23 protein-coding genes and 1 pseudogene are annotated in these 22,769 nt (G+C 66.6%); 7 read left to right on the top strand and 17 right to left on the bottom strand.

Annotation, left to right across the window (positions count from 1 at the left end):
• Window positions 1-20 precede the first annotated feature (20 nt).
• Both BVC93_RS06725 and rnhA read right to left on the bottom strand, forming a co-directional pair.
• Entirely contained in the window at window positions 21-761 is a 741-nt protein-coding gene (locus BVC93_RS06725; protein WP_083736482.1) for a GAF and ANTAR domain-containing protein, read from the bottom strand.
• 10 nt (window positions 762-771) lie between these two features.
• Window positions 772-1,224 carry a ribonuclease HI gene (rnhA, locus tag BVC93_RS06720; RefSeq protein WP_083740865.1) on the bottom strand — a complete coding sequence of 151 codons (453 nt, stop codon included), beginning with the start codon at window positions 1,222-1,224 and terminating at the stop codon, window positions 772-774.
• 108 nt (window positions 1,225-1,332) lie between these two features.
• Between rnhA and BVC93_RS06715 the strand changes: the two genes are divergently transcribed.
• Window positions 1,333-2,133 (top strand): DUF1206 domain-containing protein, encoded by an 801-nt coding sequence (locus tag BVC93_RS06715; RefSeq protein WP_083736481.1) that lies wholly within the window; start codon window positions 1,333-1,335, stop codon window positions 2,131-2,133.
• Window positions 2,134-2,141: 8 nt separating this feature from the next.
• Here BVC93_RS06715 and BVC93_RS06710 read toward each other — a convergent pair whose 3' ends face one another.
• From BVC93_RS06710 to BVC93_RS06700, 3 genes are all read right to left on the bottom strand, one after another.
• The gene (locus BVC93_RS06710) at window positions 2,142-4,013 is read right to left on the bottom strand and encodes an acetate--CoA ligase (protein ID WP_083736480.1); all 1,872 of its coding nucleotides are present in this window, start codon (window positions 4,011-4,013) and stop codon (window positions 2,142-2,144) included.
• Window positions 4,014-4,037: 24 nt separating this feature from the next.
• Entirely contained in the window at window positions 4,038-4,631 is a 594-nt protein-coding gene (locus tag BVC93_RS06705) for an ANTAR domain-containing protein (protein ID WP_083736479.1), read from the bottom strand.
• Between the two features lie 208 nt (window positions 4,632-4,839).
• Window positions 4,840-5,679, bottom strand: coding sequence for a helix-turn-helix transcriptional regulator (locus BVC93_RS06700; protein ID WP_083736478.1), 840 nt, complete (start codon window positions 5,677-5,679; stop codon window positions 4,840-4,842).
• Window positions 5,680-5,793: 114 nt separating this feature from the next.
• Here BVC93_RS06700 and BVC93_RS06695 point away from each other — a divergent pair, with 114 nt between their 5' ends.
• On the top strand, window positions 5,794-6,777 hold the full coding sequence (locus BVC93_RS06695) for an aldo/keto reductase (protein WP_083736477.1): 984 nt from the start codon (window positions 5,794-5,796) through the stop codon (window positions 6,775-6,777).
• 40 nt (window positions 6,778-6,817) lie between these two features.
• Here BVC93_RS06695 and BVC93_RS06690 read toward each other — a convergent pair whose 3' ends face one another.
• Together BVC93_RS06690 and BVC93_RS06685 are read right to left on the bottom strand one after the other, a co-directional pair.
• Window positions 6,818-7,693, bottom strand: a complete 876-nt coding sequence (locus BVC93_RS06690; protein ID WP_083736476.1) for an LLM class flavin-dependent oxidoreductase — start codon at window positions 7,691-7,693, stop codon at window positions 6,818-6,820.
• A 48-nt stretch (window positions 7,694-7,741) separates the two neighbouring features.
• Window positions 7,742-8,293: a chorismate mutase gene (locus tag BVC93_RS06685; RefSeq protein ID WP_157516804.1), complete on the bottom strand. Its 552-nt coding sequence runs from the start codon at window positions 8,291-8,293 to the stop codon at window positions 7,742-7,744.
• A gap of 23 nt (window positions 8,294-8,316) precedes the next feature.
• Here BVC93_RS06685 and BVC93_RS33880 point away from each other — a divergent pair.
• Together BVC93_RS33880 and BVC93_RS33875 are read left to right on the top strand one after the other, a co-directional pair.
• Window positions 8,317-8,547: pseudogene (locus BVC93_RS33880) on the top strand (DNA-formamidopyrimidine glycosylase family protein); the annotation flags it as partial.
• A gap of 180 nt (window positions 8,548-8,727) precedes the next feature.
• A complete protein-coding gene (locus tag BVC93_RS33875; protein ID WP_442929072.1) occupies window positions 8,728-9,216 on the top strand; it encodes a zinc finger domain-containing protein in 489 nt (162 codons plus the stop codon).
• Here the strand turns inward: BVC93_RS33875 and BVC93_RS06675 are convergent.
• Window positions 9,209-10,609, bottom strand: a complete 1,401-nt coding sequence (locus BVC93_RS06675; RefSeq protein ID WP_192860218.1) for an amidase — start codon at window positions 10,607-10,609, stop codon at window positions 9,209-9,211. The two genes, BVC93_RS33875 and BVC93_RS06675, sit on opposite strands and share 8 nt — an antisense overlap.
• Window positions 10,606-11,634: a hypothetical protein gene (locus BVC93_RS06670; protein ID WP_083736472.1), complete on the bottom strand. Its 1,029-nt coding sequence runs from the start codon at window positions 11,632-11,634 to the stop codon at window positions 10,606-10,608. The genes BVC93_RS06675 and BVC93_RS06670 overlap by 4 nt, the downstream gene beginning before the upstream one ends.
• Window positions 11,635-11,737: 103 nt before the next feature.
• Here BVC93_RS06670 and BVC93_RS06665 point away from each other — a divergent pair, with 103 nt between their 5' ends.
• Window positions 11,738-12,748, top strand: a complete 1,011-nt coding sequence (locus BVC93_RS06665) for a LacI family DNA-binding transcriptional regulator (RefSeq protein WP_083736471.1) — start codon at window positions 11,738-11,740, stop codon at window positions 12,746-12,748.
• Window positions 12,749-12,750: 2 nt separating this feature from the next.
• Here BVC93_RS06665 and BVC93_RS33505 read toward each other — a convergent pair whose 3' ends face one another.
• From BVC93_RS33505 to BVC93_RS06630, 7 genes are read right to left on the bottom strand one after another with little or no spacing between them, the layout of a single operon-like run.
• Entirely contained in the window at window positions 12,751-13,560 is an 810-nt protein-coding gene (locus BVC93_RS33505; RefSeq protein ID WP_192860217.1) for an ABC transporter permease, read from the bottom strand.
• The gene (locus tag BVC93_RS06655) at window positions 13,557-14,375 is read right to left on the bottom strand and encodes an ABC transporter ATP-binding protein (RefSeq protein ID WP_083736470.1); all 819 of its coding nucleotides are present in this window, start codon (window positions 14,373-14,375) and stop codon (window positions 13,557-13,559) included. The genes BVC93_RS33505 and BVC93_RS06655 overlap by 4 nt, the downstream gene beginning before the upstream one ends.
• Window positions 14,372-15,130 (bottom strand): ABC transporter permease, encoded by a 759-nt coding sequence (locus BVC93_RS06650; protein WP_083736469.1) that lies wholly within the window; start codon window positions 15,128-15,130, stop codon window positions 14,372-14,374. Before BVC93_RS06650 ends, BVC93_RS06655 begins: the two co-directional genes overlap by 4 nt.
• A gap of 7 nt (window positions 15,131-15,137) precedes the next feature.
• Entirely contained in the window at window positions 15,138-16,160 is a 1,023-nt protein-coding gene (locus BVC93_RS06645; RefSeq protein ID WP_083736468.1) for an ABC transporter substrate-binding protein, read from the bottom strand.
• 27 nt (window positions 16,161-16,187) lie between these two features.
• A complete protein-coding gene (locus BVC93_RS06640; RefSeq protein ID WP_083736467.1) occupies window positions 16,188-17,429 on the bottom strand; it encodes an FAD-dependent monooxygenase in 1,242 nt (413 codons plus the stop codon).
• The gene (locus BVC93_RS06635) at window positions 17,408-18,244 is read right to left on the bottom strand and encodes a carbon-nitrogen hydrolase family protein (RefSeq protein ID WP_083736466.1); all 837 of its coding nucleotides are present in this window, start codon (window positions 18,242-18,244) and stop codon (window positions 17,408-17,410) included. Before BVC93_RS06635 ends, BVC93_RS06640 begins: the two co-directional genes overlap by 22 nt.
• Window positions 18,237-18,863, bottom strand: coding sequence for a flavin reductase family protein (locus BVC93_RS06630; protein WP_197687531.1), 627 nt, complete (start codon window positions 18,861-18,863; stop codon window positions 18,237-18,239). The genes BVC93_RS06635 and BVC93_RS06630 overlap by 8 nt, the downstream gene beginning before the upstream one ends.
• 217 nt (window positions 18,864-19,080) lie before the next feature.
• Here BVC93_RS06630 and BVC93_RS06625 point away from each other — a divergent pair, with 217 nt between their 5' ends.
• Complete coding sequence (locus tag BVC93_RS06625; protein WP_083740862.1) at window positions 19,081-19,476, top strand: hypothetical protein; 396 nt, start codon at window positions 19,081-19,083, stop codon at window positions 19,474-19,476.
• Window positions 19,477-19,554: 78 nt separating this feature from the next.
• Here BVC93_RS06625 and pgi read toward each other — a convergent pair whose 3' ends face one another.
• Window positions 19,555-21,210, bottom strand: a complete 1,656-nt coding sequence (pgi, locus tag BVC93_RS06620) for a glucose-6-phosphate isomerase (RefSeq protein WP_083736465.1) — start codon at window positions 21,208-21,210, stop codon at window positions 19,555-19,557.
• A 49-nt stretch (window positions 21,211-21,259) separates the two neighbouring features.
• On the opposite strand from pgi, the gene BVC93_RS06615 reads away from it, so the two are divergent.
• Window positions 21,260-22,708 (top strand): NAD-dependent succinate-semialdehyde dehydrogenase, encoded by a 1,449-nt coding sequence (locus BVC93_RS06615; RefSeq protein WP_083736464.1) that lies wholly within the window; start codon window positions 21,260-21,262, stop codon window positions 22,706-22,708.
• Window positions 22,709-22,769 lie beyond the last annotated feature (61 nt).

Raw genomic sequence — 22,769 nt, 5'->3', positions numbered from 1 at the left:
GGTGCGGGCGCAACCTAACGTCAGTTCTTCGCTTCGGGTAGCGCTCCGGTGGCCGCGACGTGTTCGGCTATGTCCACGACCTTGGCGTCGGTGGCTCGAGATGCTTGGGCAAGCAGGGTGAACGCCTGATCGGCGGTGATGCGGCGCTGTGCCATCAGGATGCCCTTGGCTTGTCCGATGACGTCCCGGCTGGCCAACGCCCGGCGCAGTTGATCGGTGCGCTGGGCTTCGAGCAGCGCGATCGCGGCGTGGGTGGCATACAGCGCGGCCAGGCGCTTGGCGGTGTCGTCGAATGCCCGTGGTTTCTCGGCGTAGAGGCTCAGCGAACCCATCCGCCGGTGGTCGACCCACAGCGGTACGCAGAAGATCGCATGCACACCGAGGCGAAGTGCCTCGGCGGTGAAATCAGGCCAGCGTGACTCGTCGGCCATGTCGTCGACATCGATGCCGGTCTGGTCACGTGATGCGTCGATACACGGACCCACACCTGTGCGCTGCTGCAGAGCATCCAGCGGATCCGGTGCGGAGCCGACGGTGGCCTGGGGCTCGAAGCGGCCACGGACCAGCAGGTTGAGGCCGGCATGGTCGGCGTGGGTGATGACTGATGTCGCCGATCCCAGGATGGCCGACAGGGTCTGGTCGAGGTTGGCGTCGGCGACGTGCATAGCCCGGCACAGGACGTGCAGAGCGTTGAACTCCTCGTCGCCCAGAACATCGAGCCCTTGGAGGTCGGTGAGCTCAGCGGGGTGGGGACCGGACACCCTTCGATTGTCACACCCCGGCGCCGGCCGCCTCCTGCAGTCCCCGCGTCGCCAGCTGATCGGCGAGTTCGTTGTCGCCGACGCCCGAGTGGCCCTTGACCCAGAACCATTCGACGTCGTGACGGCTGCAGGCTTCCTGCAGACGTTTCCAGAGGTCGACGTTCTTGACCGGCTGCTTGGCCGCCGTCATCCAGCCATTGCGCTCCCAGCCGTGCACCCACTTGGTGATGCCGTTGCGCACGTAGGTGCTGTCGGTGTAAAGATGCACTTTCACAGGCCTTTTCAGCGCTTCCAAGGCCATGATGGGCGCTGTCAGCTCCATCCGGTTGTTGCTGGTCTCGCCGGGGTCGCCGCCGCACATCTCGCGGACGTGATGACGCTGGCGCAGCACCGCTCCCCAGCCGCCGGGGCCGGGATTGGGTCTGCACCCGCCGTCGGTGTGGATGATCACGGGGTCGTCCATTGTCACCCGTCGAGGATAGGCGGCCAGGTGAGCGCCGGCCGGACCGACATCCCGGTGCGCAAGCGTGGTGACGGTCATGGTCTGCAATCTTCAATAGGATCGACGGCGATGGTTGACGACTCCGTGGCCGACATGGTGCAGAACGGTGCCTTCGAGCGGTTCGCCCGGTTCGGGTACGTGGTGAGCGGTCTGTTGCACATCGCCATCGGTTACCTCGCCGTCCGGGTGGCACAGGGTGCCGGCGGCGATGTCGACCAGTCCGGTGCGTTGGCGGAGGTGGCCGCCAGGCGCGGCGGCGGTATCGCCCTCTGGGTCGCGGCGGGCGGCTTTCTGGCGATGGCGCTGTGGCGACTGGCTGAGACGGTGTTGGGCCGCTCCACCGATCCCAAATCGCAACGCACCCTGTTGGAGGTTTCCGACCGCCTCAAGGCTCTCGGTCTTGCCGCGGTCTACTTCGCCCTGGCCTGGTCCACGTTCGGCTTTGCCAGGGGAACGGGAGAATCGGCCAGCGAACAGAATTCGACGATGAGCGCGCGGCTGCTGCAGACCACGGGCGGCACAATCGCTCTCATTCTCGCCGGACTCGTCATCGTCGCGGTCGGCGGCTACCACATCTTCAAAGGTGCTACCCGCAACTTCCTCGACGACCTCAAGGGCACGTCGAGTTCGTTGGTGCGCCAACTGGGGACGGTGGGCTACATCGGCAAGGGCCTGGCCATTGTCGGCACCGGGGTGGCGGTGGTGGTGGCAGCGGCAACCTCCGATCCCAGTCGGGCGACCGGGCTGGACGGTGCGTTGAAAAGCCTTGCCGCTCAACCGTTCGGCCCGGTGCTGGTGAACGCGGCCGCGGTGGGCATCATCACCTACGGCTTGTTCAGCTTCGCGATGGCTCGCTACACGAAGATGTGACTGCCAGCTCAACCCCGCAGGATGGTGGTGAGGACGTCGAGCACCGTGGGGTCCTCGATGGTGGACGGTACCGGCTCGTCCTTGCCGGCGGCGATACCACGCAACGTCTTTCGCAGGATCTTGCCCGAGCGTGTCTTGGGCAGCGCCGGCACCACGTCCACCAGTCGGAACGTCGCCACGGCACCGATCTCCGCGCGCACCGAGGCGATCAGTTCCTCGGCCAGGTTGTCGGCTGACGCACCCGCCTTGAGCACCACCAGCCCGCGTGGCACCTGGCCTTTGATCTCGTCGGGCACCCCGATCACCGCGCACTCGGCCACGGCCGGATGGGTGGCCAGCACCTCTTCGATGGAACCCGTCGACATGCGGTGTCCGGCGACGTTGATCACGTCGTCGATGCGCCCCATCACAAAGAGGTAGCCGTCGTCATCGATGAAGCCGCCGTCACCGGTCAGATAGAAGCCGGGATGCTCGCTCAGGTAGGACTTCTGGTAGCGGACCTCGTCACCCCAGATGCCCTGCAACGTGCCCGGTGGCAGCGGTAGCCGGATGCAGACGTCGCCCTCGGTGCCGGGTGCACAGTTGTTGCCTTCGTGGTCGAGGACATGGACGTCATACCCCGGCATGGGGAGAGTCGACGAACCGGCCTTGACCGGAAACTGTTGCACACCCATGGGATTGGCGGAAATGGGCCATCCGGTCTCGGTCTGCCACCAGTGGTCGATCACCGGGATGCCGAGTTTCTCGGCCGCCCAGTGCAAGGTGTCGGGATCCAGCCGCTCTCCGGCCACGAACAGGTACTTCAGCGATGCCCGGTCATACTGCGCCACAAATGCACCGGTGGGGTCCTCCTTGCGGATGGCGCGGATGGCCGTCGGTGCGGTGAACAGCACCTTGACCCGGTGTTCGGTGATCACCCGCCAGAAGGCGCCGGGGTCCGGTGTCCCGACGGGCTTGCCCTCGTACAACACCGTCGTCGCACCCAGAAGCAGTGGTGCGTAAACGATGTAGGAGTGTCCCACCACCCAACCGACATCCGAGGCCGCCCAGAACACCTCGCCGGGCGCGACGTCGTAGATGTGGCGCATGGTCCACAGCAACGCCACGGCATGACCGCCGTTGTCGCGGACGATGCCCTTGGGTTTGCCGGTGGTACCCGAGGTGTACAGCACATAGAGGGGGGCGGTGGCGGCTACCGGCACCGGGTCCACCGGCTCGGCCGATGCCATCAGGGCCGCATAGTCGAGATCCCGCCCGTCGATCAGGTCGCAGCGGTGGTGGTCGCGCTGCACCACCACACAGTGCTGCGGCGGATGGGCCGAACGCGCGATGGCGGCGTCGATCATCGGCTTGTACTCCACGGTGCGGGTGGGCTCGATACCGCACGAGGCAGTGACGACGACGGTGGGCCGGGCGTCGTCGATGCGCACCGCCAATTCGTGCGGAGCGAACCCGCCGAACACCACTGAGTGCACCGCCCCGAGGCGCGCGCACGCCAGCATGGTGATGACCGCTTCGGGGATCATCGGCAGGTACACCACCACGCGGTCGCCCTCGCCGACACCGAGTCCCCGCAGGACCCCGGCGAAACGTGCTGTCTCATCCAGGAGTTCGGAATAGGTGTACACCCGTTTGGTGCCGGTGACGGGGGAGTCGTAGATCAGGGCGGGCTGGTCACCGCGGCCGTCGGCGACGTGGCGATCCAGTGCGTTGGCGCAGGTGTTGAGCTCGCCGTCGGGAAACCAGCGGTAGTTGGGCGGGTCGGTGTCGTCGAGGACGCGCTGCGGGGCACGGGTCCACGTGACGGCCTCGGCGGCCTTCGCCCAGAATGCCGCGGGGTCGGTGATGCTGGCTTGGAACAGTTCTGAGTATCCGGGCACGCGAAAACCGTAGCGCGCAGGCGGCTACCCGGTGCCGGGGATACGCAGATGTGCCGTCAGCAGAATCTCGTCGAACTGGGCTCGGGTGGGCAGGGTGTCGTCATAATCCATCGCCAGGAAGTCCGTCGTCAGCTGGGCGGCCAGATTCCGCAATCGGGTGTTCGTCTCCTGTGAACGCCATTTCAGCAGCGCGAAGGCACGGTCGGCATCCAGGCGGTAGATCAGCATCAGCATTCCCTTGGCCTGTTCGATGGCCGAGCGGTTCTCGGCGATCTCGGCCACGGCTGCGCTGATGGTCTGCTGGCGGATGGCGTCTCTGGCCGTCAGGTCCATGTAGAACCCCTGGGTTCCCGGCTCTCCGGCGAGATGGCTCAGGGGATAGCCCACGATCGTGACGTCGTGGACATCGCCACCTGTATCGATGACGCGGTCTCGGGTGTTGAACGGCTGGTCGACGGTGCGGTGGCCGTCGAGGAGGCGGGTCACGCGTTCACGGTCATCAGGCTGCGAATCCGGTGACCATTCCCAGCGGCGATCATCCTGGAAGTAGCGGAACCAGCCCGCGCGGAGCTGCGGTGACCCAGCCGCAAACGACGCGGGGTCATCACCGTATGGCATCCAGTCGTCCTTCGTGAAACTCGGAAAAAGAAGGCGGCTGGATGTTCAACCGGTTGCTTCAAAGCAAATTAGGAGGTCGCAGCGTCGAAATCAAGCGACGCCGCGCGATGTCGTGCCGTGGCGGCTGTGGATCTGGACACCGGCGACGCCGGGGTGGTGTTCGAAGCGGGCCGGCGGACGTCGGCGACTTCTTTCCCCGCGTCGTCGATCAGCGCTGATCCACCGCCTGCTGGCCGACCACCCGCAACAGCCGCAGATCGTCCAACGCCGTGGACCCCGCGGGCGGGGTGAGCACCACCAAGGTCTGGTTGTGGTCGGTGGCCAACACCTCGCAGTCCAGCGTGATGGGTCCGACCTTGGTGACGAACGACTTCTGCTGTAGCCGCCGCGCCGCCACCTCATGGCGCTCCCACAGCTGCGCGAACTCGGCACTGTGGGCCAGCAGGTTGTCGATCAACTCGGTCATGTCGGCGTCACCGCGGCGGCGCGCCCACGCCATCCGCAGATCGGCGACGGTGATCTGACTGTGCTCGCCGCACCGCTCGAGGGGCACGTTCGTGCGGGCCGCCGGATCGGTGAACCACTGCCAGGCCAGGCTGGCCCGGAAGCTGGTGTCGTCGGAAACCAGATCACCCATCAGAAGTCTGGCCACGTCGTTTTGCGCCAGCACCAGATAGGTGTCCGAGCAGACGAAGGCGGCAGCGTCGCGCATCTGGTCCAGCACGAACAGCAGTGCGGGCCGCACGTGGGTGGACGGTCCCGTCCGGTCGGGCACGGCATGTCCGGCCAGCCGGTACAGATGAGCGGTCTCGTCGTCGGACAGCCGCAGTGCCCGGGCCAGAGCACGCAGCATCTGTGGTGAGGGTTGTGTGCTGCGGGCCTGCTCCAGGCGGCCGTAGTAGTCCACCGACATCCCGGTCAGCTGAGCCACCTCCTCACGGCGCAACCCCGCGGTGCGGCGGCGCACCCCGTCAGGCAGACCCACCTCGGCCGGCTGGATGGCCTCGCGGCGGCGGCGCAGGAAATCAGCCAGCGCAACACGGTCCATGAGCCCATCCATACAAGCAATTGTCGCCGGACAGCGCGGTTCCAGACAGGGACTCGAGATCCCTGGTTGCGCGCGTCCTAGTTGCCGGGCCGACATCGTCGAACACTGGCTGGCATGGAAACGAAGAAACTGGGTTCACTCTCGACGTCGGCGATGGGTCTGGGCTGCATGGGTATGTCCGGCGCCTACGGTGCCGCCGATCGGGACGAGAGCATCAACACCGTCCATGCCGCACTGGAGGCCGGCATCACACTGCTCGACACGGGCGACTTCTACGGCATGGGACACAACGAAATGCTGCTCGCCGAGGCCCTGCGCGGGGTCCCCCGGGAGACCTATCAGCTAAGCGTCAAGTTCGGTGGCCAGGTGGCGCCCGACGGCGCGTTCATCGGCTTCGACGGGCGCCCTGCGGCTGTGAAGACCTCGTTGTCGTACTCGCTGCAGCGCCTGGGCACCGACCATGTGGACATCTACCGGCCTGCCCGGCTGGACCCGACCGTGCCCATCGAGGACACCATCGGAGCCCTGGGTGAACTCGTCGACGCCGGCTACGTGCGCCACATCGGCCTGTCCGAGGTGGGTGCGGAGACCATCCGGCGGGCGGCGTCCGTACGCCCGATCAGTGATCTGCAGATCGAGTACTCGCTGGCCTCGCGCGGGATCGAAACAGAGATTCTGGCCACCTGCCGGGAACTCGGCATCGGTATCACCGCCTACGGCGTGCTGGCCCGCGGCCTGATCGGCGGGCACTGGACCAAAACCAGTGGTGGACAACGTGATTTCCGTGCCGCCTCGCCACGGTTCGCGGCCGAGAACCTGGACGCCAACCTGGCACTGGTGGAGGCGTTGCGCGGGGTGGCCGACGACCTCGGAGTAACCGTGGCGCAGGCCGCGATCGTGTGGGTGGCCAGCCGCGGCGACGATGTGGTGCCGTTGATCGGCGCCAAGACCCGGGTGCGGCTCACAGAGGCGCTGGGTGCTCAGGTGAGGCTCACCGAGGGGCAACTCGCACTGTTGGAGAAGGCGCTGCCCGCCGACCAGATTGCCGGTGAGCGTTACCCCGCCGCGCACATGGCGATGCTGGACTCGGAACGGTAGCGATGCGGGTGAGGGGCGAGGCCGCTGAGGAGAAGGGCAATCACGCTTTGGCGATGACGTTCTCGGCGAACCACTCCAGGTTGCGGATCTTGGCCTCGAGCGGCTCGGTGTCGGAGCCCATGATGTAGGGAATCCGGAAGCCCACGATGACGTCGGTGACGCCTTTGTCCTCGAGTCGTTTGATGCCGTCGAGAGTGAAGCCGTCGATCGAGATGACGTGGATCTGGAACTCGTCGGCCAGCCCGATGCGCTCTTCTTCCTCACGGTATTTGGCCAGCTTGGCCAGCAGCGGATCAAGCTCCGCCGGGTCTCCACCGCCGTGCATCCAGCCGTCGTTGCGGGCGGCTCGCCGCAGTGCGGCGTCGGCGTGCCCACCGATCAGGATCGGCAGCGGCTTGGTGGGCGCGGGCGTCATCTTGAAGCTGGGGAAGTCGTAGAACTCGCCGTGGTAGGAGAAGTAGTCGCCCGAGGTGAGGCCACGGATGACATCGATGCACTCGTCCATCCGCTTGCCACGCTTGGCGAACGGCACACCCATGATCTCGTAGTCCTCGGGCCACGGGCTGGTGCCGACGCCGAGGTTCAGCCGGTTGTCGAACATCGCGGCCAGTGACCCGGCCTGCTTGGCGACCAGGGCGGGCGGGCGGATGGGCAGCTTGAGCACGAAGACGTTGAACTGCAGGCGGGTGGTGACGGCCGAGAGTGCTCCGATGAGCGCGAAGGTCTCGATGAAGGCCTTGCCGTCCAGGAACTCGCGGTTGCCGTCCTCGGTGTACGGGTACTTCGAGTCCGACACCTCCGGGTAGGCCACGCTGTCGGCGATGGTCATTCCGTGGTACCCGGCTTCGTCGGCAGCCTTCGCCAACGGGATGTAGTACTTGGGATCGGTCATGGCCTCGGCATAGGTGAAACGCATACCAGGCAGACTAGAACACGTTCTAGTCTTTGCGCCCGATAATGCGGGTCAGCAGTAATTCTCCGTTGCCACGTTCAACGCCTGCACATACATCGGGTCCAGCCCGCGGTTGTGAATCACTGCCTGCTCGGCGCCCTCCAGCGCCTGCTGACAGGTCGGACCCAGCAACGTATCCCGTTGCAGCGAAATCTCATTGACGATCGTCTTGTTGAACTGGTTGATGGTGTCCCTGGACGCCGACAGATCCGCCGCGGTGACCGGAGCAACGGCGGGATCCAGCTTCCACTGCCCGAACCGGGTGTACTGGATGCCCTCGTTGGCATTGATCTGATCCTGGAAAACCAGCCGCACGTACATGGCGTCCACCTGCGCGGCGGTGGCCTCGGCGGCCACGGTGTCCAGCACCACCTCCACGCGCGGCGGGTCGTTGATGGGCCCGCCGTTGAGCCACTTGAACGCCGCGACGTTCTCCGCGGTCTGCAACCGCTGGGCGACCGCGTCGACCAGGTTGTAGAGCGGGCTGGGTTCGGCGGCGGCCGTCGGGGCGGCGGCGAACAGGGCCGCAGCGGCCAGAGGCACGGCGAGTAGGCGAATGCGCACCGATTCATCTTTGCGGATAAGGGATGACAACGGTTGCAGATGGTCGGCAAACTGGACATGTGCCTGAACTGCCTGAGGTCGAAGCGCTCGCCGACTACCTGCGCAACCATGCCGTGGGGCTGCCGGTCGGGCGCATCGACGTCTCGGCGTTCTCGGTGCTCAAGACCTTCGACCCGCCGATCACCGCGCTGTACGGGCACACCGTCACCGGCGCCAATCGGTGGGCCAAGTACCTGGGCCTGCAGGTGGGGGAGTTGCACCTGATCACTCATCTGTCGCGGGCGGGCTGGTTGCGCTGGTCGGACAAGCTGACCGCGACACCGCTGAAACCGGGCAAGGGTCCGATCGCCCTGCGGGTGCACCTCGGGACACCAGGAGAGGCGCCGGGATTCGACCTCACCGAGGCAGGCACCCAGAAGCGGCTGGCGGTGTGGCTGGTCGACGACCCCACCAAGGTCCCCGGCATCGCGGCGCTGGGGCCTGATGCGCTGTCGCTGGGACCCGACGACCTGGCCGCGGTGCTGCGCGGCAACACCGGCCGGATCAAATCGGTGATCACCGACCAGTCGGTGATCGCCGGTATCGGCAATGCCTACAGCGACGAGATCCTGCACGTCGCCAAGCTGTCCCCCTTCGCCACCGCGGGCAAGCTCACCGACGCTCAACTGTCGGCGCTGCACAACGCCATGATCTCGGTGCTCACCGACGCGGTGGCCCGCTCGGTAGGTCAGAAGGCCGCAACCCTCAAGGGCGAGAAGCGGTCCGGGCTGCGGGTGCACGCACGCACCGGGTTGCCCTGCCCGGTGTGCGGTGACACCGTGCGGGAAGTGTCGTTCGCCGACAAGTCTTTCCAGTACTGTGCCACCTGCCAGACCGGCGGCAAGGTGCTGGCTGACCGGCGGATGTCGAAACTACTCAAATAGCCCAGGGGCCTTCCGCTTCGAAGTGCGCCGCCAGCGCCACCAGAATGTTCTCCGCGCCGGGGCGACCGACGAACTGCACACCGATGGGCACGCCCGCGTCGGTCTGGCCCAGGGGAAGGCTGATAGCGGGCAGGCCGCCGATGTTCGCGAAGTTCGTCATCGCCATCATCTGTGTCGAGCGGGACACGATGCCGGCGTCAGCGTCGTGGGCGGACCCATCCGCTGAGGCTGGAAGGTCACCCATGGTGGGCGTCATCAGCAGATCGACGTCCGACCACCACGACTGCAGGCGGTAGGTCCACCCGGCCAGCCAGTACCGGGACTCCAGATAGGCCGGCGCATCCAGCGCCCGCGCCCGGGCGCGCTTCTGCGCATTGCGCGGCGCGAGCTCGGCGTCCTCGACCGGACGGCCCAGCGCCGCTTCGACCTTGCGGGACAGCAGCTCGACGTCGACGTCGACGATCGTGTCGTAGTGGCCCTGATACTCGGTTTCGGCGAGCGCAGCGGGGAATCCGTCGCTGAGGTGGTGTCCGCGGTCGGACAGGACGGCGGCGACCTTCTGGAACACCGCGCCGACATCGCCGGACGGCCACGGGGTGCCCGACGGGTGCTGTGACATGACACCGATCCGCAGCGGACCCACCGTGGCGGGTGTGGGGGCAAGCGCCGGTGTGACAAGGGAATACGGGTCGCCGAGGAACGGCTTGGCAAGGGCGGCCGTCACCGCTGCGGCATCCCGCACCGTCCGGGTGATCACACCCTCGACAGTGGCACCCGCCCAGGATTCACCGGCCTCGGGTCCCATGCTGATGCGCCCGCGTGACGGCTTGAGCCCCACCAGACCACAACAGCTGGCGGGCTGGCGGATCGAGCCGCCGCCGTCGGTGGCGTGCGCGACGGCCACCCAGCCGGCAGCCACGGCCGCCGCGGCGCCGCCGCTGGAGCCGCCGGGCGTGCGGTCGAGGGCACGTGGGTTGCGGGTCACCCCGGCGGCTTCGGACTCGGTGACGAAGGCGGTGGCGAACTCCGGCACCGTGGTGCGGCCGAGCACCACGAAGCCGGCGTCGATGATGGCGCGGTAGATGTTGCTGTCGACCGTGCCTGCCACCGTGGTGTTCGCCAAGGCAGTTGTTCCATAACGGGTTTCCTGACCGGCCGCCGTGCAGCGGTGGTCTTTGAGCAGGATCGGAACCCCGGCGAACGGGGCGGCGGGATTGACCCGTTCGCAGTCCTGCAGGGCCTGCTCGAACCGCTGCCAGCTCAGCGCGTTCAGTTCGGGATTTCCGGCTTCGATGCGCGCGATCGCGGCCTCGGCGAGCTCTCGGGCCGAGACCACCCCGTCCTGGATCGCGGTGGCCTGGGCGCAGGCGTCCTGATCGAGGAGATCACTCACAGCAGCCGACCATCCTTGGTCACCGGGGTGTCGTCCACCACGATGGTGCACCCGCGCATGGCGATGTCGAGGTGGGCGAACGAATCGTGCTTGAGGAACGGGTGCGGCCCGGTCGACCACAGGAAGTTGCCTGCGAAGGCGCGGGCGTCCATGCCCATGATCTCGTGCTTGGAGTACATCGCGGTGGCAAACCAGTTGGCGCTCTTCATCAGACCCCAACCCATGTGCGACAGCGAACGCGCCCAATGGTCGTCGGAATCGTCGAAGAACTGCTGGAGCCGTTTGGCGTCCGGCCCACCCGAGATTCCCTCGATGCGGCCGTCGGCCACGTCGAGCCGGATGTCGCTGGAGACGTATTCCTTGAAGGGCAGCAGGATGTCGCCCGCAGTCAGCACGATGGTGCCGTTGGAGGTCATCGGCCAGCACACCACCATGGTCGACGGCCAGTGATCCCACTTGCCCGGCTGGTCCACAAAACCCTTCTGATAGCCGGGATGGCTGTCCACCAGGTCGATGGTGAAGTCCGTGCCCGCCTCGGAGCGCACCGTCATCACCGACGACGCCGTGATCAGGTCTCGTGCCGACTCGACGAGTGCGGTGTCGGTGACCGAAGGCAGGTTGCGGGCCAGCACATCCGGTGCGTCGCAGACGAACAGGATGCGGGTGCCGGCTGCGAGTATCTCCGACTGCACGGGGGCGTGCACAAAGCCCTCGTGGGTCAGATCCACCACCATGTCGGCGGCCTTGAGGGTCTCCTGGATGACGCGGTTGTCCAGCACGGATTGCAGCCCGGGACCCGAGCCGGTGTGGGTGGCTGGCTCGGGGATCGGGGTGCCGGACGGGGCGGTGATGGTGGCGACACGCGCACCGAGCTGTTGGGCGGCACCGAAGGCGGCCGCCACATAGTCGGATCGGCTGGTGGGTTCGGTGAGCACGATGACATGTTCGCCTTCTGACATCTTGCACAGCTCGAACTCGCGGGCGAACAGCTTCACCAAGTCGACGCCGGTCAGATCTGCAGTCATTTCTCCTCTTTCGTCGTGGGTCGGGTTTTGCGCAACGAATTGCGCGAACGGTTGCTTATGATGTGTGCTCTATTGCGGGGGACAGCTGAGGGAGGGATTGCGTGTGGTGACACCCGATGGTCCGGTCACGTTGCGCACGATTGCGGATGCCGCCGGTGTGCACGTGTCCACGGTGTCGCGGGCGTTGCGTCGCGCGGCCACTCCAGGCGCCCAGGTCAGCGCAGCCGATGCTCGAATCGTGGCTCTGGCCAAGGAACTTCGTTACACCCCGAACCCGAACGCCGCGAGCCTGACCACCAACCGGTCCACCGCCCTCGGGGTGCTGGTGCCGCATCTCACCGACATCGTGTTGTCGCTGGTGTACGACGCCATCGAATCCGAGGCCGACAAGGCCGGGTACGAGACCTTCGTGGCCAACACCCACGACGAACCGGCCGAACAGGTCCGTCGTTTCGAGTTGTTGCTCGGCCGCCGGGTGGACGGCCTGATCCTCGGTGACGCGCACCTGGACGGCACCAACCTCGCCGAACTGGAACGCCGCAAGGTCCGCTTTGTCCTGGTGTCCCGCCGCAGCCCCGGTTATCTGTCGGTGTGCGGCGACGACTACCGCGGCGGCCGCCAGATCGGGGAACACCTTGCCGCCCTTGGCCATACCGAGGTGGGCATCATTGCCGGCCCGATGTGGGCCAGCACCAGCGTGGACCGTGTCAACGGCTGCGTCGATGCTCTGGCGGCCGCGGGTGTCGAGGTGAAGCCCACCAACATCCTGGAGCTGGGCTTCGACGCCGACCACGGCCACACCGGCGCGCTGCAACTGCTGTCGCAACCGAAACCACCGACGGCCATCTTCGCGGTCAATGACTTCTCCGCCATCGGCGCCATGGGTGCCCTGCGCGAACTGGACCGCAGGCCGGGTCGTGACGTTGCGGTGGCCGGTTACAACGACATCCCGGTGGCAGGCGAGCTGATGATCCCGCTGACCACGGTGCGCAGCCCTATGGAGGAGATGGGTGTGCGTGCGGTGCAGACCCTGCTGGCGGTGCTCTACGGCCTGCCGACGTCGTCGACCACGCTGCCCACCGAACTGGTGGTCAGGGAGTCGACGACGGGCTGAGCTCACGCGACCGGGCCGGGCTTGGTGCGCAGGAACCGGTCGATCACCAGCACCTCGACGGCCTTCATCAAAGCCGTGAAAAGCAGTGCGTAGACGATCATCTCGGCCGGCCGCAAGAACTTGAACTCCTGGATGATCCGGGCGCCGATGCCGTCGGGGGAGGTGATGGCCTCCAACAGCACGATCAGCTTCCAGGAGAACGCGAACGACGTCCGCGCCGCGGCCTCGGCGGCAGGGCGCAGCTGGTACCACAGCACGTGCCGCATGTAGGTCAGTGGCCCGAACTTGTAGGCGGCGGCCATCTCGTCCAGGCGGATGTCACGGGTCAGCACCGAGGCCATGGTCACGTTGATGACCAGCGGTGCGATGGCCAGTATCACCGCGACGATGCCCGAGCTCTCCGCCGTGCCGAGGATCAGGATGACGATGATGATGTAGACGACGTCGGGCACTGCCAGCGCCACCGCCAGGACAGGGCGCAGGAACGCTCGCAACTGCCAGCTGAAACCCGCTGCCACGCCCAGGATCAGGCCCACCGCCACCGACCCCGCCCATACCAGCAGCACCCGTCGCAGCGTGATCAGCAGATCGGAGACCAGCGTGTCGGACGAGAACACCGATCCGGTGGCCTCGAAGAGGTCCGCAATGGACGGCACCCAGCCGTCGGAGGTGATGCTGGCCAGTTCCCAGACGCCGAGCCCCACCAGGATCGCCAGTGCCGGGGCACCGAACCGCTTGACCCACGCGATGTTTCGCTTCGGCTCCGGGGTCGAGGTGAGCTCGGCGACGGCCGGGGTGTCCAGCGTGGTCACGGTGTTTTCTCCGGGGCGTTGTCCGCAGTGGGTTCCCACACCTGCAGCACTTCGTTGACCAGTTCCTCTTCCAGCTTGACCAGGCGGGGATCGCCGTAGGCGCGGGGCCGGGGCAGGTCGATGGTGATCTCCTTGAGCACCGTGGCCGGTCCCCGGCTGAGCACGAGGATGCGGTCGGACAAGAACAGGGCCTCGCGAATCGAGTGCGTGACGAACAGCGTCGGGGTGGCCGAGGATTCCCGCATCCGGTCCAGTTCCACCCGGATGGTGCGACCGGTGACCTCGTCGAGGCCGCTGAACGGTTCGTCCATCAGCACCAGATCGGGTCGCACGGCCAGCGCTCTGGCAATGGACACACGCTGGCGCTGCCCGCCGGAGAGGTTCATCGGCAACGCATCGATGTGGTCTCGCACCTGCAGCAGCGACAGGTACCGCTCGATCTGGCCCGCCCACTCCTCTTTCGGCACCCCGGCGCTGCGCATCGCGATCTCGATGTTGCGCCGCACGCTGCGCCAGGGCAGCAGCCGGTGATCCTGGAAGACGTATCCGGTGCGCAGCCGCTTGCCCACGTCGGCGGTGACATCCGTGCAGCGGTAGGTGATCTGGCCCGCCGCAGGCGATTTCAGGCCGGCCAGCACATGCAACAGCGTGGACTTGCCGCAACCGCTGGGTCCGATGATCGACACGAACTCGTCTGCGCCGATCCGTAGATCGATGTCACGCACGGCGGTCTTGGTGCCGTAGTTGATCGAAATGCCCGACAGATCGAGAAAACTCATCTCTTCGGTGGCCGGAGGTTCGAGGTGAACGGTCATGACGACACTCCTGTCCAATGCTGGGCCTTCTTCTCCAGAGGCCGGATCACCAGGTACTCGGTGGCCAGCAGAATGGCCGCGAACACGATCAGCCACAGCATCACGTCAACGAGATTGAACTTGGAAAACGAACGGTCGAACTGGAACCCCATGCCGCTGCTGACGAGGAAGATCTCCACCACGACGACCACCTTCCACAGATGGGCGTGCTCGTTGCGGATCGCCGTCATCACCGCCCCCGCGGTGTGGGGCACCAGGATCTCCCTGACGTACTGCCAGCGCGAATAGCGGTAGGACGCGGCCATTTCCAGTAGCCCAGGGTCGACTCCTCGCAGCGCGGAGAGCACCACCAGCGCCACGAACGGAAAGATGGTGGCCACCAGCACCACCACCGCACCCAGCTCGACATTGCGGAAGAACGACACCGCCATCAGCGCGGTGATGGTGCTCGGGACGGTGATGAACACCGCGACGTACACGCCGGCGAAACGGCCCCAGAAATCCGACTTCCACATCACCACCGCCACGGCGATGCCCAGCGCCAGCCCCAGCGCCAGCGAGATGAGCACCCGCATCCAGGTCTCACCCACGCTGGCCCACACGTCGGGGTCGGCCAGGAACGTGGGCAGTTCACCGAACACCTCGCCGATGGGGGCGATGAAGTTGCTGCCGGCGCCGCCGAACGCCCACAGGGCGATGATGGAGGCGGCGCCGGCAACCGAGTACAGGGCCGATTGGGTCCGTCTGCTCAACATGGAACGACTATTTGGCCAGAACCGAGTCGAGGGTGGCCGCCGGGGCGTTCTCCGGGTAGCTCGGCAGCATGCCGTCGTCGACCATGCGCTTGACCCAGTCGTTCATCGCGGTGGCGTCTTCCTCGGTCCACGAGTTGGTGTAGCAGGGCAGATCCTGGCAGTAGGTCACCAGGCGATCGAGTTCCTCGTCGGACTCGGCGTCCAGGAACGACTTGTACGGCTCTTCCTTGAAGGTCTCGTAGTTGGCGTCGATCATGGTTTGCATTGCCTCGCTGTAGGCGGCGACGACATTGTTGGCCAGCTCTGGGTTCTCGGTGAGCCAGCTACGGTTGGACCACAGCATGGCCAGCGGCGGTGCCCAGCCCTCCTTGTCCTGCCAGTACTTGGTGACTTCGAGAACGCGGGTGCCGTCGGCCATCTGGACGGCGCGGTCACCGAACGGCTCGAAGTTGAAGATCGCGTCGACCTCGCCCTGGGCCAGCAGCGCGGGCAGGGCTTCCGGCGAGGACTGCACCAGCGTCAGGTCCTTGTTGACGTCGATGTTCCAGCCGTCCTTGAGGGTCAGCGTGATGGCCTGCGTGGTGCCGGAGTCGTTGCCGAAGTGGCCGACCCGCTTGCCGCGCAGGTCTTCCGGGCTCTTGATTCCGCTGGCGCCGCTGGCGATGATGCCTGCGGTCTGGGACATCAGCGGGTAGTAGGCGACCGTGTCATGGCCTTCGCCGTTGGCGATGGCCGCCGACACCGCGTCACCGGGGCCCAGCTGTACCTGGCCCTGCAGGAACGGGGTGGTGCCGCCCGCCGGGTCGCCTTCGGTGTACTCGAGGGTGAAGCCGTACTTCTTGTCCAGCCCTTCCTCTTTGACGAACACCGGCACGACGCCGAAGGGGTCGGGTACGACGCCGTCCATCTTGACGACGGGGGAATCACTGCCGGCGGTCTCCTCCTCCGAGGAGCTGGACCCGCACGCGGCGGTCATCAGCAGCGGGATGGCGAAGAGAGCAACCGCTGCGCGGGTTCTGCGAACGTTCATGGTTGTGCCTTTCAGAAGGTGGAGGTTTCAGCGGGCGGAAGCGGCGAGCCCGCCCAGCGGCGTGCCCTGGTAGATCCAGTCGAGCTTGCTGTCGACGTTCTTGGCGACCGCGCGCATCCTTGCGTCACGCTCGCGCTGTGCGTCCCCGTCGGGGAGGTGGAACACTCCGCGGTTGTCCATCGCGGCGATCTGAACGGCACGGGCGCGTTCGGCCCGGCGCTGGACGTAGCCCTCCAGCGCGGTGGAGACGCCGGCGGCATCGACGGCGGCCAGTTCCTCGGCGAGTACTGCGGCGTCCTCGATGGACTGCGAAGCTCCCTGGGACACATAGGGAACCATCGAATGGGCGGCGTCACCCAGCAGGGCGATGTTGCCACGGTTCCACTGCGAGAACGGTTCCTGGCACTTCAGCGCCCACAGCACGATCGGGCCGGTGGCCTTGCTGAGCAGTGCGATGACGCGTTCATCCCAGCCCGTGTAGGCGGCGAGCAGCTCCTCATGGGTGGCGGGCCTGCTCCAGTCGCGGGACACCTCGTCGCTGACCGGGAAGATACCCACGATGTTGATCAGTTTCTGCCTACGCACCGGGTAGACCACCAGGTGACCGCCGGGCCCGAACCAGACATTGCCGGCCTGCCAGTCGACGATGAAGCGGGTGGTGGGGTCCTTGCGCACCGCGTCACCGTCGATCAGCGTGCGGAACGCCATGTCGCCGCTGTCGAGTACATCGTTGGGTGCCCCGATGTACTCGCGGATGGTGGAGCGCACGCCGTCGGCGCCGATCACCACGTTGCCGTCGACGGCGGTGCCGTCGGCGAGCAGCACGCGCGGCCGCAGCGGGTCGCTCTCGTCGACGCCGACGGCGGTGCTGTTGGTCAGGATCTTGGCGGGTGGGCCGGAGAACTCCTCGCCCACGGCGGCCTGCAGTAGCGCGCCGTGCAGGTCGGCACGGTGCACCTGGAGGTAGGGCGATCCGTAATGTGCTGTGGCACTTGCTCCCAGCGTGGTCTTGGCAATGATCGAGCCGTCGGACCAACGTCGGTTGACGGTCTCCTGAACCTCGAGGGAGATGCGGTCCATGGCCTCTTCGAGGCCCAGGTGCATCAGCACGCGGGTGGCATTGGGGCCCAGTTGCAGACCTGCGCCGATCTCACCGAGCGCCGGAGCCTGCTCCAGCACGGTGGTCGCGATTCCCTGTGCGCGCAGCGCGGCAGCGGCGGCCAGGCCACCGATACCCGCTCCGCAGATCACGACGTCGACGTCAGCCATGTTTGTTCTCCTTCGTCTTCAGCGGCGGCCTCCACGCGATCGGCGATGAGGTCTGACAGGTAGGGGATTTCGGCCCGGGAGCGATCGATGTCAGCGAGGTCCACGGCGGCCACGGCGGAGCCGGGGGACATGGCCATACCGGCGAGAATGTCTCCGGTGGGCGAGATGATGCGGCTGTGCCCGGCGAACGACACTCCGCGGGGATTGGTGCCGGTGAGGCCGGCGGCTGCTACGAAGCAGCCGTTCTCCAGTGCGCGTGAGCGGGTGAGCAGTTCCCAGGCGTAGAGCCGCTGGCGGCCGAAAGCGGCAGGAATGGCGATGATGTCCGCCCCGCGCAGCGCCAGATCGCGCACCACCTCGGGGAATCCCGCTTCATAACAGATGGCGACACCGATTGTGCCGAAAGGTGTTTTGACCAGTGCGCCGGGTTCCACGCGGCGGCCGAATTTGCGGCGCTCGCCGCCCCAGAGGAACCGCTTGGACGCCGAGGCCAGCACGCCTTCGGCGCCGATGACGACGGCCAGGTCGATCAACTCTCCCGCAGTCGAGCGGGTCAGCAGCGCGGTGGCGATCACCAGGTCGTGCTCGCGCGCCCAACCCGTCACCGTCTCGGTGTGCTCGTCGGCGTCGTGGCTGGCGCCGTCGAGGTCCATGTCGAGGTCGTAGCCGGTGGCGAACAACTCCGGCAGGACCACCACGCCGGCTCCCTGGCCGGCCAACTGAGTGACCTGACGCTCGGCTGCAGCCAGGTTCAGATCAGCGCGGCCCGGCACCGCCTCCAGTTGTACGACGCCGACACGCAGGTGTTCAGCCACGGGTCACCGTCGACTCGGCCTGCCAGCCTTCGGGGATGGCGGTCAGGGGGCCGGCGAACCACGGACCGGCGAGACGGCCCAACGGATTGAGTACGTCGTTGTCCACCCGCAATGTGTCATCGAGTACGCCCTCAGCGGCGTGAACTCGTAATACGGTCCCGTAAACGACTGTGTCCGTGCCGATTTGATGCTCCTCGAACAGGCGGCACTCGATGCTCAGGCGTGCTTCGGCCACCCGCGGCGCCCGCACCACGTCGGAGTCCACCCGGGTCAGTTCGGCCAGTTCGAACTCGTCGATCTCGGGGGCCACCGTGGCTGCTGACGTACTCACCGCGAGGTGATGGTCGAAGGACGCGATGTTCACCACGAAGTCACCGGTGGCGCGCACGTTGGCCAGGGTGTCCTTCACCCCGCCGTCTGCCTTGGGGCCGATGGACACCAGCACAGTGGCCGGTTCCCGGGATGCGACGGTGAAAAAACTGAAGGGGGCCAGATTGGCGGTGCCGTCGGGGGCGGCCGTGGACACCCACGCGATCGGTCGCGGCTGCACCGCTCCCACCAGCACTTTGTATGCCAGCGCGGGGTCCAGCGCGGTGATGTCGATCTGCCTGGCCGGCACGTTGTTCCTCCCGTCGGAAATCGCTCGTGCAATGCTTTGCGCAAGCGGTTGCACGACTATGTTCGACCAGGGGCAAGCGCGCGTCAATCGCTGGAAGGCTGCTTAACCTGCTGTTAACAGGAGGTGATCGGCGTCACCGTGCCGGACGGATACCAAGCTGGTTTAAGGATCGCAGGACCGTGGTAGCCCAACTCACATGATGGTGAAACTCTCGAAAATGACTCCCGCATTGTTCGCAGGTGCCGCAGCCGCGGCGTTCGCCTTCGCTCCCGCCGCAATGGCCGAGCCGGCACCCCCGCCGTGTGTGAACGCCGACGGCACTCCGTGTGCCGATATCGGCACCGCAGGCCCCGGTGGCGCGAACGTCGACATCCCCTACGGCCCCGACGGGCAGGCCGGTCCCGGCGGCGCAGCCGGCAGCATTCCGTTCGGGCCGGCAGGTGAAGCCGGTCCCGGCGGAGCCAGCGGAGTGATCCCCGGTGGACCGGGCGGAACGGCGGGTCCCGACGGAGCCAGCGGCTCAATCCCCTTCGGCCCCAGCGGAACTGCTGGCCCCGGCGGAGCAACGGGATGTATCCCGAACGTCGGCTGTGCCACCATCCCGGCCCCCTGATCCGACGGGCTGACCGACACAGCAGTGCGGCGCGTGACCATGACGGTCACGCGCCGCATTGCGCTTTCCTGGGGTTACTCAGCCCGCCCGGCCCCGCTCGACGCGGTAGCGGCGCACCAGTGCATCGGTGGAACTGTCCGACTGCTCGGCGGGCGGCGAATCGGCAGTGATGATGGGTAACAAGGCTTTTGCCTGCGTCTTGCCCAGCTCCACGCCCCACTGGTCGAACGAGTCGATACCCCAGATCACGCCTTCGGTGAACACCTGGTGCTCGTAGAGTGCGATCAGCTGTCCGACCACCGACGGCGTGAGCTTGGTGGCGAGGATGGACGTCGACGGGCGGTTGCCCGGCATCACCTTGTGCGGCACCACATCAGCCGGGGTGCCCTCTGCGGCAATGGCTTCCGCGGTCTTGCCGAACGCCAGCACCTGAGTCTGGGCAAAGAAGTTGCTCATCAACAGGTCATGCATGCTCCCCGTGCCGTCGGCGGTGGGCAGGTCGTCCGTCGGCTGTGAGAAGCCGATGAAATCCGACGGCACCAGCCGGGTGCCCTGGTGCAGCAACTGGTAGAAGGCATGCTGGCCGTTGGTTCCCGGCTCGCCCCAGAAGATCTCACCGGTATCGGTGGTCACCGCAGTACCGTCGGCGCGCACCGACTTTCCGTTCGATTCCATGGTCAGCTGCTGCAGGTAGGCGGCGAAACGAGCCAGGTCGTTGGAGTACGGCAGCACCGCGCGAGACTGCGCGCCGAAGAAGTTGGAGTACCACAGCCCGATCAGGCCGAGCAGCGCCGGTGCATTGGATTCGATTGGGGCCGTGCGGAAATGCTCGTCCACCAGGTGGAAACCCGACAGAAAATCGGCGAACGCCTCCTTGCCGATCACCGCCATGACGCTCAGGCCGATGGCGCTGTCGACGCTGTAGCGTCCCCCCACCCAGTCCCAGAAGCCGAACATGTTGGCGGTGTCGATGCCGAACTCGTCGACCAGCTTCTTGTTCGTGGACACCGCCACGAAGTGCTTGCTCACCGCGGCGTCACCCAGGGCGTCGGTGAGCCAACGTCGTGCCGCAGTGGCGTTGGTCAGGGTCTCCAACGTCGAGAACGTCTTGGACGCGACGATGAACAGCGTGGACGCCGGATCCAGATCGGCCAGCGTGGCAACCAGATCGGCAGGGTCGACGTTCGACACGAAGCGCGCCGAGATACCGGCGTCGGCGTAGTGCCGCAGCGCCTGGTACACCATCACCGGGCCCAGGTCCGAACCGCCGATGCCGATGTTCACCACGGTCTTGATGCGCTCACCCGTGGCACCCGTCCACTCGCCGCTGCGCAACCGGTCGGTGAACGCGCCCATGGAGTCCAGAACGGAATGCACGTCGGCCACCACGTCCTGGCCGTCGACCGTCAGTGCCGCGTCACGCGGCAGTCGCAGGGCGGTGTGCAGGACGGCGCGATCCTCGGAGGTGTTGATGTGTTCACCGGCGAACATGGCGGCCCGGCGGGCCTCGAAGCCGGCGGCTTCGGCCAGGTCGGCCAGCAGCTTCAGGGTCTCGCGGGTGACGCGGTGCTTGCTGTAGTCGATGTAGAGATCACCGACGGTGAGGGTGAGTTCGCCACCGCGTGTCGGGTCGTCGGCGAAGATCTGGGTGAGGTGTTTGGTACCGATCTCGTCGAAGTGCCGTGCTAGTGCATTCCAGGCAGGAGTCTCTGAGATATCCACGATGTCGGTCATTCCCAAACCCTAATGCGCTCGATGCGATGCAGGGGTAGATGATTGGTGTATGGACATCACCGCCCTTCTGAAGTCAGTCCCCACCGGCCTTTGGATCGGTGGTGAGGAACGCGCGGGATCGTCGACCTTTGACGTGCACAACCCCGCCGATGACGCGGTGTTGACCGCCGTCGGTGACGCCACCCCCGCCGACGCCATAGCCGCACTCGACGCCGCCGCGGCAGCCCAGCCGGAATGGGCCGCCACCCCGGCCCGCAAACGCGGTGAGATCCTGCGCTCGGTGTTCGAGACCATCACCGCGCACGCCGACGACATCGCCGCCCTGATGACGCTGGAGATGGGCAAGGTGTTCGCCGAGAGCAAGGGTGAAGTGACCTACGGTGCCGAGTTCTTCCGCTGGTTCGCCGAGGAAGCCGTCCGCATCGGCGGCCGCTACCAGCACAGCCCGGCCGGCACCGGCCGCATCCTGGTGACCCAACAGCCCGTCGGCCCCTGTTATGCGATCACGCCGTGGAACTTCCCGCTGGCCATGGGAACCCGCAAGATGGGGCCCGCATTCGCCGCCGGCTGCACCATGGTCGTCAAGCCCGCGCAGGAGACGCCGCTGACCATGCTGCTGCTGGCCAAGTTGATGGACGACGCGGGCCTGCCCAAGGGCGTGCTGTCGGTGCTGCCGACCAGTGATCCGGGCGGGGTCACCACCGCGCTCATCGACGACGGACGGCTGCGCAAGCTGACCTTCACCGGCTCCACCGGCGTGGGCAAGGCCCTGGTCAAGCAGTCCGCCGACAAGCTGCTGCGCACCTCGATGGAACTCGGCGGCAACGCCCCCTTCATCGTGTTCGATGACGCCGACGTGGACGCCGCGGTGGACGGCGCCATCCTGGCCAAGATGCGCAACGGCGGCGAGGCCTGCACGGCAGCCAACCGCTTCCACGTCGCCAACGCCGTCCGCGAGGAGTTCACCGAGAAACTGGTGAAGCGGATGAGCGAGTTCACCCTGGGCAACGGCCTCGACGAGTCGTCCAAACTGGGCCCGCTGATCAGCACCAAGCAGCTGTCCAAGGTCACCGAACTGGTCACCGACGCCATCGACCGTGGAGCCTCGGTGGCGGTGGGTGGGCAGGCGCCCGGCGGCCCCGGCCACTTCTACCCGGCCACGGTGCTCACCGACGTCCCGGCCGACGCCCGCATCCTCAAAGAGGAGGTGTTCGGACCCGTCGCCCCGATCACCGGTTTCGACACCGAGGACGAGGGGGTGGCCGCCGCCAACAACACCGAATACGGGTTGGCCGCTTACGTCTACACCACATCATTGGACCGGGCGCTGCGGGTGGCCGAGAACATCGAGTCCGGGATGGTGGGCGTCAACCGCGGTGTCATCTCCGATGCCGCTGCGCCGTTCGGCGGCATCAAGGAATCCGGCTTCGGACGTGAAGGCGGTACCGAGGGCATCGAGGAGTACCTCGACACGAAGTACATCGCGCTGACTCTCTGATCGACGGCTCGGAGCGCCTAACGGATCGGGCCCCGCGACGCTTCTAGACTCCCCGGCAACC

It is taken from the genome of Mycobacterium sp. MS1601 (assembly GCF_001984215.1).
Lineage (GTDB): Bacteria > Actinomycetota > Actinomycetes > Mycobacteriales > Mycobacteriaceae > Mycobacterium.
Note: the sequence above shows the minus strand (reverse complement) of the source record. Positions and strands in the feature narration are given on the sequence as shown.

Excerpts from the sequence above, each read along its gene's own strand:
- rnhA (WP_083740865.1), bottom strand. The coding sequence starts at position 1,224 with ATGGACGACCCCGTGATCATCCACACCGACGGCGGGTGCAGACCCAAT.
- BVC93_RS06715 (WP_083736481.1), top strand. The coding sequence starts at position 1,333 with ATGGTTGACGACTCCGTGGCCGACATGGTGCAGAACGGTGCCTTCGAG.
- BVC93_RS06705 (WP_083736479.1), bottom strand. The coding sequence starts at position 4,631 with ATGCCATACGGTGATGACCCCGCGTCGTTTGCGGCTGGGTCACCGCAG.
- BVC93_RS06700 (WP_083736478.1), bottom strand. The coding sequence starts at position 5,679 with ATGGACCGTGTTGCGCTGGCTGATTTCCTGCGCCGCCGCCGCGAGGCC.
- BVC93_RS06695 (WP_083736477.1), top strand. The coding sequence starts at position 5,794 with ATGGAAACGAAGAAACTGGGTTCACTCTCGACGTCGGCGATGGGTCTG.
- BVC93_RS06690 (WP_083736476.1), bottom strand. The coding sequence starts at position 7,693 with ATGCGTTTCACCTATGCCGAGGCCATGACCGATCCCAAGTACTACATC.
- BVC93_RS06670 (WP_083736472.1), bottom strand. The coding sequence starts at position 11,634 with ATGACTGCAGATCTGACCGGCGTCGACTTGGTGAAGCTGTTCGCCCGC.
- BVC93_RS06655 (WP_083736470.1), bottom strand. The coding sequence starts at position 14,375 with ATGACCGTTCACCTCGAACCTCCGGCCACCGAAGAGATGAGTTTTCTC.
- BVC93_RS06650 (WP_083736469.1), bottom strand. The coding sequence starts at position 15,130 with ATGTTGAGCAGACGGACCCAATCGGCCCTGTACTCGGTTGCCGGCGCC.
- BVC93_RS06645 (WP_083736468.1), bottom strand. The coding sequence starts at position 16,160 with ATGAACGTTCGCAGAACCCGCGCAGCGGTTGCTCTCTTCGCCATCCCG.
- BVC93_RS06640 (WP_083736467.1), bottom strand. The coding sequence starts at position 17,429 with ATGGCTGACGTCGACGTCGTGATCTGCGGAGCGGGTATCGGTGGCCTG.
- BVC93_RS06625 (WP_083740862.1), top strand. The coding sequence starts at position 19,081 with ATGACTCCCGCATTGTTCGCAGGTGCCGCAGCCGCGGCGTTCGCCTTC.
- pgi (WP_083736465.1), bottom strand. The coding sequence starts at position 21,210 with ATGACCGACATCGTGGATATCTCAGAGACTCCTGCCTGGAATGCACTA.
- BVC93_RS06615 (WP_083736464.1), top strand. The coding sequence starts at position 21,260 with ATGGACATCACCGCCCTTCTGAAGTCAGTCCCCACCGGCCTTTGGATC.